The organism is Pseudomonas sp. PME37.24/006, assembly GCF_055556635.1.
The window spans coordinates 619,713-631,881 of record NZ_JBVHNL010000003.1 but is presented as its reverse complement, the minus strand read 5'-3'; the positions used below and the strand labels follow the sequence as shown (position 1 = coordinate 631,881).

Below are 12,169 nucleotides of genomic sequence, written 5' to 3'. Positions count from 1 at the left end.
CACTTATACTCAGGCCGTTGCCTTGAATCAAATCCGCGCTGCGGATACCCAGAATAAAGAGGCGCCAGGCTCGTGAGATGTCTTCCGCGGGCGCGCCGAGCCAAAAGGAATGCTTCCCATGACTTCGGTTACCCCCCGTGTCGTCCAGCTCAACGAGGCGAACACTTTTCTCAAGGATCACCCGGAGATTCAGTACGTCGACTTGCTGATCACCGACATGAACGGCATCGTGCGCGGCAAGCGTGTCGAGCGTGCCAGCTTGCACAAAGTCTACGAAAAGGGCATCAACCTGCCCGCGTCGCTGTTCGCGCTGGACATCAACGGTTCGACCGTAGAAAGCACCGGCCTTGGTCTGGATATCGGCGACTCCGACCGCATTTGCTACCCAATCCCCGACACGCTGTGCAAGGAACCTTGGCAGAAGCGCCCGACCGCGCAATTGCTGATGACCATGCACGAGCTGGACGGCAAGCCGTTCTTCGCCGACCCGCGCGAAGTGCTGCGCCAGGTGGTGGAGAAGTTCGACGAGCTGGGCCTGACCATCTGCGCCGCTTTCGAGCTGGAGTTCTACCTGATCGACCAGGAGAACGTTAACGGCCGTCCGCAGCCGCCGCGTTCGCCGATTTCCGGCAAGCGCCCGATCTCCACGCAGGTCTACCTGATCGACGATCTCGACGAGTACGTCGACTGCCTGCAAGACATGCTCGAAGCGGCCAAAGAGCAGGATCTGCCGGCCGATGCGATCGTCAAGGAAAGCGCCCCGGCGCAGTTCGAGGTCAACCTGCACCACGTCGAAGACGCTATCAAAGCCTGCGACTACGCCGTGCTGCTCAAGCGCCTGATCAAGAACATCGCCTACGACCACGAGATGGACTCGACCTTCATGGCCAAGCCCTATCCGGGCCAGGCGGGCAATGGTCTGCACGTGCACATCTCGCTGCTGGACAAGAAGACCGGCCAGAACATCTTCGCCACCGAAGACCCGGAGCAGCACGCCCCTCTGCGCCATGCCATCGCCGGCATCCTGGAAACCATGCCTGCTTCGATGGCCTTCCTGTGCCCGAACGTCAACTCGTATCGCCGTTTTGGCGCGCAGTTCTACGTGCCCAACGCGCCGAGCTGGGGCCTGGACAACCGTACCGTGGCGGTACGCGTGCCGACCGGCAGCAGCGATGCCATCCGTATCGAGCACCGCGTAGCCGGCGCCGATGCCAACCCGTACCTGATGATGGCGTCGATCCTCGCCGGTATTCACCACGGCCTGACCAACCAGTTGGAGCCGGGTGAGCCGATCGAGGGCAACTCCTACGAGCAGTTGGAACAGAGCCTGCCGAACAACCTGCGTGACGCCTTGCGCCAGCTCGACGACAGCGAAGTGATGAACAAGTACATCCGCCCGGAGTACATCGACATTTTCGTCGCCTGTAAGGAAGCGGAAATGCACGAGTTCGAGACGACCATTTCCGACCTCGAATACAACTGGTACCTGCATACGGTCTGACGGAGCGGCGCAGCCTCACCGGCATTAGCCCTGCTAACGTCGCGCCGCCTGTATGCCCAGCCCCGGCCTTTATCGGCGGGGCTTGCCACGACGCTGACGGCTGCGCGGCCTTAGCCAAGTACACCGAACTGGAAACCGCTTGTCTCTTGCCGACGCTAGCGCGGCAGGCCGGCAGCCGGCTTCATCACGATTGCGCGCTTTGATGGTTTCAGGGAGTTTCGCATGACTCAACACGTCGATAGTTACTACGCCGCCTCGCGCAATCCGCGAGTCGATTACCCCACGCTCGGCGAATCCGTCGAGACCGATGTCTGCGTCATCGGCGCCGGTTATACCGGGCTGTCCACGGCGCTGTTCCTGCTCGAGCATGGCTTTCGCGTTACCGTGCTGGAAGCTGCCAAGGTCGGCTTCGGCGCCTCGGGGCGCAACGGCGGGCAGATCGTCAACAGCTACAGCCGCGACATCGACGTCATCGAACGTCAGGTCGGCGCACGTCAGGCACAACTGCTCGGCGAGATGGCCTTCGAAGGCGGGCGCATCATTCGTGAGCGGGTCGCCAAGTACAACATCCAGTGCGATCTGAAGGACGGTGGCGTATTCGCTGCCATCACTCCGAAGCAGCTGGGCCACCTCGAGTCGCAGAAGAAGCTGTGGGAGCGCTACGGCCATACCCAGCTGGAGCTGATGGACGAGCGGCGCATCCGCGAAGTGGTCGGCACCGACCGTTATGTCGGCGGCATGCTGGACATGAGCGGCGGCCATATCCATCCGCTCAACCTGGCCCTTGGTGAAGCCGCTGCAGTGGCCTCCCTGGGTGGGGCGATCTACGAGCAGAGCCCGGCGACCCGCATCGACCGTGGCCCACAGCCAGTGGTGCACACGCCGAACGGGCAGGTGAAGGCCAAGTTCGTGGTCGTGGCGGGCAACGCCTACCTCGGCGGTCTGATGCCGGAACTGGCAGCCAAATCGATGCCCTGCGGTACTCAGGTACTGACCACCGAGCCGCTGTCGGACGAGCTGGCGCACAGCCTGTTGCCGCAGGATTATTGCGTGGAAGACTGCAACTATCTGCTCGACTATTACCGCCTGAGCGCCGACAAGCGCCTGATCTACGGCGGCGGCGTGGTCTACGGCGCCCGTGACCCGGCGGACATCGAAGCGATCATCCGACCCAAGCTGCTCAAGACCTTCCCGCAGCTCAAGGACGTAAAGATCGATTACACCTGGACGGGCAACTTCCTGCTGACCCTGTCGCGCCTGCCGCAGGTCGGTCGTATCGGCGACAACATCTACTACTCCCAGGGTTGCAGTGGCCATGGCGTGACCTATACGCACCTGGCCGGCAAGGTACTGGCCGAGGCACTGCGCGGGCAGGCCGAGCGCTTCGACGCTTTTGCCGAGCTGCCGCATTACCCGTTCCCTGGCGGGCAGTTGCTGCGGGTGCCGTTCACGGCCCTGGGCGCCGTTTACTACCAGTTGCGTGATCGCCTCGGTATCTGATGCTGTGCCTGCCGGCGTGAGCCGCTGGCAGGCTTTTCCGGAGAAAAAACCATGACCCGCATGCCCCTGATCGGCGTTACTGCCTGCCGGCAGCAACTTGGTAAATACGATTCGCACACCGTAGGCGATAAATACGTCGAGGCGGCGGCTTACGCTGGCCTGCCGCTGGTATTGCCTGCGCGCAGCACGCCGAGTGATCCGCATCAGTTGCTCGATCAGTTGGATGGCATCCTGTTCACCGGCTCGCCCTCCAACGTCGAGCCGCGTCATTACCAGGGCACGCCTAGCCTGGAAGGCACTCAGCACGATCCACGTCGCGACGCCAATACCTTGCCGTTGCTGCGTCTGGCCATCGAGAAGGGCGTACCGGTGTTCTGCATCTGCCGGGGCTTCCAGGAGCTCAACGTGACACTGGGTGGCACCCTGCACCAGCGTGTCCAGGAGTTGCCGGGCTATCTGGATCATCGTGAGCCGCAGAGCGAGTCGGTTGCCGAGCAGTACGCGCCGCAGCATGCGGTGACCGTGCAACCTGGCGGGGCGTTCGAGCGTATCGGCCTGCCGCCGCAGTTTCAGGTCAACTCCCTGCACAGCCAGGGCATCGATCGCCTGGCTGACAGCCTGCGCATCGAGGCTCTGGCACCGGATGGTCTGGTAGAGGCGGTATCGATAGCGAATTCGCCAGGTTTCCTGATCGGCGTGCAGTGGCACCCGGAATGGCGGTTCACCGAAAACCCCGAGTCGTTGAAGCTGTTCCAGGCCTTCCGCGATGCTTGCCAGGCTTATGCACTGACACGGTAAACACGCTGAATCCGCCTGAACCCTGTCAGGTTCGAGGCGCTCTGACGAACAATTCCAAAATGATGGCAGAGGCTTATGAGTGAATCATCGACCGTCCAGGGAGGCCCTCTTGCTGCCGCTGGAGCATCCGCCAAGGGGCTGGCGCAAGGCAAAGTCGGACTGTTGGCCTGTGTGGTGCTGGGCATTTCCACCATCGCGCCGGTCTACACGCTGACCGGCGCCCTTGGCCCGACCGTCCGTGAAGTCGGTGTCTACCTGCCTGCTGTGTTCATCGTGGGCTTCCTGCCGATGCTGCTGGTGGCACTCGGTTATCGGGAGCTCAACGCGGCCGAGCCGGACAGCGGCACTTCGTTCACCTGGTCGGCACGGGCGTTCGGGCCGATGATCGGCTGGATCGGTGGTTGGGGGCTGGTCACTGCCACGACCATCGTGCTCTCCAATCTGGCGGGCATCGCGGTGGACTTCTTCTACCTGTTTCTCGCCCAACTGACCGGGCTGGATTGGCTGGCGGGTCTTACCCAGAACCTGCTGGTGAACATCGTCACCTGTTGCATCTTCATCGCCATGGCGGTGTGGGTCTGTTGTCGAGGCATCGGCATGACCATGGGCGTGCAGTACACGCTGGTGGCCCTGCAACTGGTGGTGCTGATCGGTTTCGCGCTGGCCGCCTTCGCCGCTGCGCCGGACAGCTCGCCGGTGGTCTTCCATCCCGAGTGGTTCAACCCGTTCAACATCGACTCGTTCTCTGCCTTCGCCGCCGGTCTGTCGCTGTCGATCTTCATCTTCTGGGGTTGGGATGTCTGCCTGACGGTCAGCGAAGAATCGGTGGGCAGCGAGAAGGTGCCTGGGCGCGCGGCGACCATCACCGTGCTGCTGATCCTCGCCCTCTACCTGTTCACCGCGGCGGCTACCCTGCAGTTCGCTGGCACCGGCGATACCGGTCTGGGCCTGGGCAATGCGCAGATCCAGGAAAACGTCTTCGCCCACCTGGCTGGCCCGGTGATGGGGCCGCTGGCGATCCTGATGTCCATCGCGGTATTGGCGAGCACGGCGGCGTCCCTGCAATCCACCTTCATTTCGCCTGCGCGTACGTTGCTGGCGATGGGGTATTACCGGGCGGTGCCGAAGCGTTTCGCCAGCGTGCATCCGCTTTCGCAGACGCCACGTTACGCGACCATCGCTGCAGGCATCGCTACGGCGGTGTTCTACGTGACCATGCGCACCCTCAGCGAAAACGTGCTGGCCGATACCATCACCGCGCTGGGCATGATGATCTGCTTCTACTACGCGCTGACCGCCTTTGCCTGCGTCTGGTATTTCCGCCACAGCCTGTTCGACAGCGTGCGCCACTTCTTCATGCGAGGGCTGTGCCCGTTGGTGGGGGCGGTGATGCTGTCGATCATCTTCTGGCAGACCACCTTCGACAGCATGTCGCCAGACTTCGGCAGTGGCTCCCACATCGCTGGGCTCGGCCTGGTATTCGTGATCGCCGTGGTGATTCTGCTGCTGGGCCTGGTGCTGATGTTCATCGCCCGCTGGCAGTCCCCGGCATTCTTCCTCGGCAACACCCTGCAGCGGCAGGTGAAGCCCGTGAAAGAGCCTGCTGGTAGCCTGGGTTGAGCACTAACAGACCGTAGCCTGGCGTTGAGCGAAGCGATACCCAGGAGATTCCCCCGGGTGTCGCTGTGCTCGACCCAGGCTACAGAACCATCGCTCCAGCCATCGCTTCAGAAACGACAAAGGGACGCCGAGGCGTCCCTTTGTGCGTTACCGGCTAATCGTCAGGCCGCTTGGGTTTTCCCGTCGGCTTGGCGAATGGCGCGGTTCAGTGCACTGAACAGGGCGCGGAAGCTTGCGGTGGTGATGTTCTCGTCGATACCGATGCCGTGCAGCGGGCGTTGGCCATCGAGGCGGATCTCGATGTAGCAGGCGGCCTTGGCGTTGGCGCCAGCGCCGATGGCGTGCTCGTGGTAATCCATGATCTCCACCGACAGCGGTACGCTCGATACCAACGCTTCCAGTGCGCCCTTGCCAGCACCGCTCCAGCGTTGCACAGCGCCGTCCACCTGCACCTGCACCTCGACGTTGCTGTCGCCGTTTTCTTCCTGCAGACGGTGGCCTTTCAGTTCGTACGGCGCCTTGGCTTGCAGGTATTCGCGCTCGAGCAGGCCGTGAATCTGCCCTGCAGTCATTTCCAGGCCCAGGCGATCGGTCTCGCCCTGAACCACCTGGCTGAACTCGATTTGCATGCGACGTGGCAGGTTGATGCCGTATTCCTGCTCGAGCAGGAAGGTGATGCCGCCCTTGCCGGACTGGCTGTTGACGCGAATCACCGCCTCGTAATCGCGGCCGATGTCGGCCGGATCGATCGGCAGGTACGGCACTTCCCAGACCTGGCCTTCCTTCTGCTGGGCGAAGCCCTTGCGGATGGCATCCTGGTGCGAGCCGGAGAAGGCGGTGTGTACCAGGTCACCGACATAGGGGTGGCGCGGGTGCACCGGAATCTGGTTGCAGTCTTCGACCACCTTGCGCACGGCGTCGATGTCGGAGAAGTCCAGTTGTGGGTCGATACCCTGGGTGTAGAGGTTCAGCGCCACGGTCACCAGGCAGACGTTGCCGGTGCGCTCGCCGTTGCCGAACAGGCAGCCTTCGACACGGTCGGCGCCCGCCATCAGGCCCAGCTCGGTCGCTGCCACGCCGGTGCCACGGTCGTTGTGGGTGTGCAGACTGATCAGCACGCTGTCGCGCTTGTCGACGTGACGGCCGAACCACTCGATCTGGTCGGCGTAGTTGTTCGGTGTGGCGTTCTCGATGGTGGCCGGCAGGTTGAGGATCAGCTTGTTCGCGTGGGTCGGCTGGAACACGTCGATCACCGCGTTGCATACCTCGACGGCGAAATCGATTTCGGTGGAGCTGAACACTTCAGGCGAGTACTCGAAGCCCCATGCGGTTTCCGGTGCGGCTTCGGCCAGGCGCTTGATGGTGGTGCCGGCGGAAACGGCAATGGCTTTGACGCCAGCCTTGTCCTGGTTGAAGACGATCTTGCGGAAGCTCGGCGCGCAGGCGTTGTAGTAATGAACGATGGCCTTCTTGGCGCCTTTAAGCGATTCGAAGGTGCGCTCGATGAGGTCGTCGCGAGCCTGGGTCAGCACCTGGATGGTGACGTCATCCGGGATGTGGCCGCCTTCGATCAGTTCGCGCACGAAGTCGAAATCGGTCTGCGAGGCGGACGGAAAGCCCACCTCGATTTCCTTCAGGCCCACGGCGAGCAGGCACTTGAAGAAGCGCATCTTCTTCTCGGCATCCATCGGCTCGATCAGCGACTGGTTGCCATCACGCAGGTCGGTGGACAGCCAGATCGGTGCCTGGTCGATGATCTTGTCCGGCCAGGTGCGATCCGGAATGTTGATCGGGGTGAAGGCGCGGTACTTGTTCGATGGGTCTTTGAGCATGCTCATGGAAAATTCCTGAAGACGAAGGCCGGCAACGGCCGTACTGAAAACAAAAAGATAAAAAGGGGATAAGCGGGGAGCGGGTTTGCCGACGTGCTTGGGCGCCAACAGACCCTAGCGCAGTCGCTGGGCGACCAAGCATAGATTGGCGTGTTGCCGGAGGAGGATGAGGGTTTGCGAGACGTTCATGTGGCTAACCCTACCCAGTGAGGGGAAAGCTGGCAAGCCTGTCTTGGAAATTGGTGAAAGCCACCAAGACTTGGTCATAGATGATTTTTTATTGCGGTAATTTGGTTATTTCAGCTTTTGCATTGCGACAGGCAACCTGGCGTGGTGCCACGCCAGGTTTTGCTCCGTCAGCTACCGGCTTGTAGGGTCGGCCGCAGCTCGCGCATGTCGGCGCCGCTCGGGTGCTGGAATACGCGCAGACCGAACTCCGGAAGGATCGCCAGCAGGTGGTCGAAGATATCCGATTGATACCCCTCGTACGGCACCCACGCCACGGTATTGGTGAAGCAGTACAGCTCCAGCGGCAGGCCGTCGCCGGTGGGCTGCAGTTGGCGAACGATCTGCGTCATGTTCTGGTTGATGCCCGGGTGCTGGCGCAGGTAGTGCTCAACATAGGCGCGGAAGGTGCCGAGGTTGGTGACCCGGCGTGTGTTGGCGGGCTCCTGTGCAGCTTCGGCCAGCTCGGTGTTCCAACTCAGCAACTCGCTCTGCTTGCTGCTCAGGTACTGACCGAGTAGCAGGAAGCGCTGTAGGTGGGCGATCTCTTCCGGGCTGAGAAAGCGCACGCTGGTCTGATCCAGGAATAGGCTGCGTTTGATGCGGCGGCCGCCGGATTCCTGCATGCCCCGATAGTTCTTGAACGGATCGCTGATCAGGCGCTTGGTCGGGATGGTGGTGATGGTCTTGTCCCAGTTCTGCACCTTGACGGTGTGCAGGGCGATGTCTATCACGTCGCCGTCTGCATTGAGCTGCGGCATTTCGATCCAATCGCCGACACGGACGATATCGCTGGAAGAAATCTGCACGCTGGCCACCAGTGAAAGCAAGGTGTCCTGGAAAATCAACATCAGTACTGCGGCCATGGCACCGAGGCCGGAGAGCAGAATCAGCGGCGAGCGGTCGATCAGCGTCGCGACCATCAGGATTGCGGCAATCGCATAGATGACGATGGTGACCACCTGGATATAACCCTTGATAGGTTTCAGGTGCGCGCTCGGCCGGCGTTGGTACAGGGTGTTGAACAGGTTCAGCACACCGCCGATGGCCAGGGCGATGGTCAGGATAATGAAGGCGCTACAGACGTTATCCACCACCGTGACCACGGCAGTAGGCAGGTGCGGGACGACCTTGATGCCGCTGGTGATAATCAGCGCCGGCACGATGTTGGCCAGGCGGCGTACTACATGGGAATCGGCCAGGGCCTTGTCCTGGCCCATGCTGGTGGATCGCAAGCCACGGTAAAGGCCGCGCACCAGAATGCGCTTGACGATCCAGTTGGCCAGCCAGGCGCCTATTACCAGCAGGGCTAGGCTGATCAGTGTGTGCAGTTCGGGATAGTGTTGCAGCCACTCGAGGGTGGACTGGTAGTGCTCTTTCATCGCGTTTCTCGCTTGTTTCATTGACTGTCCGAGGCGAGGCTCGGATCGCGGCGGGCACGTACCATAGCAAACGCAGGCTGCAAGTGGGCGAGCGTGGGCATTACGCTTGCCTCTCAGGTCTAGGGTTGAGCTCGATTCGCGGCGAGGAACAGGACGCTGGAGCGCGAGTCTTTGTTTGTTGGGCTGTGGGGTGATTAGTCCTGACGTGCCGTGGTACGCAATGTAAGGCTGGCCGGTGCCTTAACTGGCGTAGGCGTATTCCCCACCTTTTTCCAGGGCGCGCTGATAGGCGGGTCGGGCGTGGATACGTTCCAGGAAAGCCTTAAGCCGAGGGCGGCTGGCATCCAGACCGCCCCGCGACGTGGCCGCCTCCAGTGGGAAACTCATCTGAATATCGGCAACGCTGAACTGCTCACCGGCGAACCAGGTGCTCTTGCCCAGTTCGCCTTCCAGATAGTCCAGATGCAGCTGCAGTTGTGGGGTCACAAATGCCTTCTTGACCTTCTGCGCAATGCCGCGGGCGATGGGTTTGACGAAGAAGGGCATCGGGCTGCTTTCCACCTTGTCGAATACCAGCTTGAGCAGCAGCGGCGGCATGGCAGAACCTTCCGCGTAGTGCAGCCAGTAAGTGCAGCGCAGGCGTTCGGGGCTGTCTTCGGGCGGTAACAGTGCCGGGCCATAGCGGTTGGCGAGGTAGTCGATGATGGCGCCGGACTCGGCCAGGGTCAGGTCGCCGTCGGTAATCACCGGCGACTTGCCCAACGGGTGTACGGCGCGCAGTTCCGCTGGGGCAAGCATGGTCTTCGGGTCGCGCTCGTAACGCTGGATCTGGTACTCCACGCCCAGCTCTTCGAGCAGCCAGAGGATGCGCTGCGAGCGCGAGTTGTTCAGGTGATGGACGGTGATCATCATGGCTCCTGGTCGGTGAGTGCGCCGACTGCCATCTGCATCGCGGCGATCAGCGAATAATCGCCACTCTACACGTCAACGCCTGGCGCAGGTTAAGGCTTGAAAGCACCAATGAAGATCGCCGGATCGACCCGCGCGTCGTTGAGGCTGACGTTCCAGTGCAGGTGCGGCCCGGTGGCGCGGCCCGTAGCACCGACCTTGCCGAGCACGCCGCCGCGCGGCAGTTCGTCGCCGACCTTCACGCCGATCTCCGACAGGTGACAGAACATGCTGATCAGGCCCTGGCCGTGGTCGACGAAAACGGTCTTGCCGTTGAAGAAGTAGTCGCCCACCAAAATCACCTTGCCGGCCGCCGGTGCCTTGATCGGTGTGCCACGATTGGCGGCGAAATCCAGCCCGGAGTGCGGGTTGCGTTCTTCGCCGTTGAAGAAGCGGCGCAGCCCGAAGGGGCTCGACAATGGGCCGTTGACCGGCTTGTCGAACATCAGGTTGCTCGGTTGCCGAGGGCTGAATTGCTGGTAGGCGCGGGTCTGTTCGGCTAGCTCCCGCTCGATGCGCGCAAGGTTCTTGGCGTTGGGATTGACCTGCTGCTGGTTCTTGATGGTGATGCGCTGCTCGACGTAGGTCTTGCTGCCTACCTGAAAGCTCATACGCTGACCGCCCGACTCGATCTGCTGGGTGCCGGGTTTGACGCTCAACGGAATACCGACGATGGCGATCCAGCGCTGCTGATCTTCATGCACCACCAGCACCGGTTTGCCCTGGTAGGTAGCGCTGGGCGCACTAGCCGAAGCACCGAGGTCGACCACGGCAACGCCACCGGGCACTGGCTTGTTCAGCAGGCGGCTGATGAAGCCTTCGGCGTGAGCGGGCAGGGCGAGGCAGAGGGTGAGCAGCAACAGCAGGGAGCGCATGGGGTTTCCTTATCGATATCAGTCCAGCAGCGAAAGTGTGACCGGTGCAACGTGGTTGTCTTCGACGCGTACATCCAGCTCGCCTTCGCTCAGGCGTGCCTTGAGGCGTTGCCCCGGTTGAGTGGCGGCGGCGCTGCGGATAGCCCGGCCGCGGTCGTCGAGCAGGATGCTGTAACCGCGCCCAAGGGTGGCCAGCGGGCTGACCACGTGCAGCGTCTGCATCTGGCTCTGCAGCAGCAGGCGGCGGGACTTGAGACCTTCCCTCATGGCCCTTGGCAGGCGTTCGGCGAGGCTGTCGAGGCGCTGGCGCAGCAGCTTGAGGTGACGGCCCGGATGCTGCCCGGCCAGGCGCGCCTGCAGCTGCGCGAGTTTGTGAGCGCGCCCATTGACCTGCTGCGCATAAGCGCGGCGCAGGCGCATGTCCAGATCATCGAGGCGCTGGGCCTGCTGACGCAGCCGCTCGCCCGGGTGGCGCATGCGCCGGGTAAGGCCCTCGAGGCGCATGCGCTCGCGTGCCAGACGACCGTTGATGGCCAGGGTAAGGCGGCGCTGCAGCACCGTGACCCGCTGCACCAGATCATCGCTATGGGGCGCCAGCAGTTCGGCGGCGGCTGACGGCGTAGGAGCGCGCACGTCGGCGACGAAATCGCTGATCGATACATCGGTTTCATGGCCGACCGCGCTGACGATGGGTGTGACGCAGGCATCCACGGCACGGGCCACGGCCTCTTCGTTGAAGCACCAGAGGTCTTCGAGCGAGCCGCCGCCACGAGCGAGAATCAGTGCATCGAAGCCTTGGGCATCCGCCAGCTTCAAGGCGCGGACGATCTGCGCGGTGGCCTCGCGGCCCTGTACGGCGGTGGGAATCAGGCTCAGTTCGACCTGCGGCGCACGGCGGCGAAATACGCTGATGATGTCGCGGATCACTGCGCCGGTGGGCGAACTGATGATGCCGATGCGCCGGGGGTGAGCGGGCAGGGGGCTCTTGCGCTCGGCGGCGAACAGCCCTTCTGCGCCAAGCTTCTCCTTCAAGGCCTCGAAGGCCAGGCGCAGGGCTCCGTCACCGGCCGGCTCCACGGAGTCGAGAATCAGCTGATAGTCACCTCTGCCCTCAAACAGCGAGACCTTGCCGCGAACCTTGACCGCCAGACCGTCACGCAGTGCCTGACGTACCCGCGCAGCGTTCTGCCGGAACAGCGCACAGCGCACCTGGGCCTGACTGTCCTTGAGGGTGAAGTAAATATGCCCGGAGGCCGGCCGCGCCAGGTTGGAAATCTCGCCTTCTACCCAGATGCCGCCGAAGACATCTTCGAGCAGCAGGCGTGCGCGGTTGTTGAGCTGGCTGACGCTGAGCACCTCGCGGTCGAGGTTCAGGCGTTGGAACGGGTCTTTGATCATGGCGGGCATCATAAGCCGAGGCGCGTGTGGCCGAAACCGTGCGTCATCAAATGAAGCAGATACGCCGCCTGCGACGCGACGCCGCTGCAG

At 62.5% G+C, this 12,169-nt stretch carries 9 protein-coding genes; 4 read left to right on the top strand and 5 right to left on the bottom strand.

The features are described from left to right. Positions 1 to 118 precede the first annotated feature (118 nt). From ACZ3GY_RS13995 to ACZ3GY_RS13980, 4 genes are all read left to right on the top strand, one after another. Entirely contained in the window at positions 119 to 1,501 is a 1,383-nt protein-coding gene (locus ACZ3GY_RS13995; RefSeq protein WP_225834220.1) for a glutamine synthetase family protein, read from the top strand. Positions 1,502 to 1,723: 222 nt separating this feature from the next. Then, positions 1,724 to 3,001, top strand: a complete 1,278-nt coding sequence (locus ACZ3GY_RS13990; RefSeq protein WP_465910584.1) for an NAD(P)/FAD-dependent oxidoreductase — start codon at positions 1,724 to 1,726, stop codon at positions 2,999 to 3,001. Positions 3,002 to 3,052: 51 nt separating this feature from the next. Continuing rightward, positions 3,053 to 3,799, top strand: coding sequence for a gamma-glutamyl-gamma-aminobutyrate hydrolase family protein (locus ACZ3GY_RS13985; protein ID WP_465910583.1), 747 nt, complete (start codon positions 3,053 to 3,055; stop codon positions 3,797 to 3,799). Positions 3,800 to 3,874: 75 nt separating this feature from the next. Further along, positions 3,875 to 5,419 (top strand): APC family permease, encoded by a 1,545-nt coding sequence (locus ACZ3GY_RS13980; protein ID WP_465910582.1) that lies wholly within the window; start codon positions 3,875 to 3,877, stop codon positions 5,417 to 5,419. A gap of 161 nt (positions 5,420 to 5,580) precedes the next feature. Here the strand turns inward: ACZ3GY_RS13980 and leuA are convergent, their stop codons facing one another. From leuA to xseA, 5 genes are all read right to left on the bottom strand, one after another. Then, on the bottom strand, positions 5,581 to 7,257 hold the full coding sequence (leuA, locus tag ACZ3GY_RS13975; protein ID WP_465910580.1) for a 2-isopropylmalate synthase: 1,677 nt from the start codon (positions 7,255 to 7,257) through the stop codon (positions 5,581 to 5,583). Between the two features lie 350 nt (positions 7,258 to 7,607). Then, positions 7,608 to 8,858, bottom strand: a complete 1,251-nt coding sequence (locus ACZ3GY_RS13970; RefSeq protein ID WP_463565705.1) for a mechanosensitive ion channel family protein — start codon at positions 8,856 to 8,858, stop codon at positions 7,608 to 7,610. A gap of 240 nt (positions 8,859 to 9,098) precedes the next feature. Then, positions 9,099 to 9,767: a glutathione S-transferase gene (locus ACZ3GY_RS13965; protein ID WP_465911045.1), complete on the bottom strand. Its 669-nt coding sequence runs from the start codon at positions 9,765 to 9,767 to the stop codon at positions 9,099 to 9,101. 92 nt (positions 9,768 to 9,859) lie between these two features. Beyond that, on the bottom strand, positions 9,860 to 10,681 hold the full coding sequence (locus tag ACZ3GY_RS13960) for a M23 family metallopeptidase (RefSeq protein ID WP_225834199.1): 822 nt from the start codon (positions 10,679 to 10,681) through the stop codon (positions 9,860 to 9,862). An 18-nt stretch (positions 10,682 to 10,699) separates the two neighbouring features. Continuing rightward, entirely contained in the window at positions 10,700 to 12,079 is a 1,380-nt protein-coding gene (gene xseA / locus ACZ3GY_RS13955; protein ID WP_465910578.1) for an exodeoxyribonuclease VII large subunit, read from the bottom strand. Positions 12,080 to 12,169: the final 90 nt, after the last annotated feature.

Coding starts and splice junctions, on each gene's coding strand:
- ACZ3GY_RS13995 (WP_225834220.1), top strand. CDS start 119: ATGACTTCGGTTACCCCCCGTGTCGTCCAGCTCAACGAGGCGAACACT.
- ACZ3GY_RS13990 (WP_465910584.1), top strand. CDS start 1,724: ATGACTCAACACGTCGATAGTTACTACGCCGCCTCGCGCAATCCGCGA.
- ACZ3GY_RS13985 (WP_465910583.1), top strand. CDS start 3,053: ATGACCCGCATGCCCCTGATCGGCGTTACTGCCTGCCGGCAGCAACTT.
- ACZ3GY_RS13980 (WP_465910582.1), top strand. CDS start 3,875: ATGAGTGAATCATCGACCGTCCAGGGAGGCCCTCTTGCTGCCGCTGGA.
- leuA (WP_465910580.1), bottom strand. CDS start 7,257: ATGAGCATGCTCAAAGACCCATCGAACAAGTACCGCGCCTTCACCCCG.
- ACZ3GY_RS13970 (WP_463565705.1), bottom strand. CDS start 8,858: ATGAAAGAGCACTACCAGTCCACCCTCGAGTGGCTGCAACACTATCCC.
- ACZ3GY_RS13965 (WP_465911045.1), bottom strand. CDS start 9,767: ATGATCACCGTCCATCACCTGAACAACTCGCGCTCGCAGCGCATCCTC.
- ACZ3GY_RS13960 (WP_225834199.1), bottom strand. CDS start 10,681: ATGCGCTCCCTGCTGTTGCTGCTCACCCTCTGCCTCGCCCTGCCCGCT.
- xseA (WP_465910578.1), bottom strand. CDS start 12,079: ATGATCAAAGACCCGTTCCAACGCCTGAACCTCGACCGCGAGGTGCTC.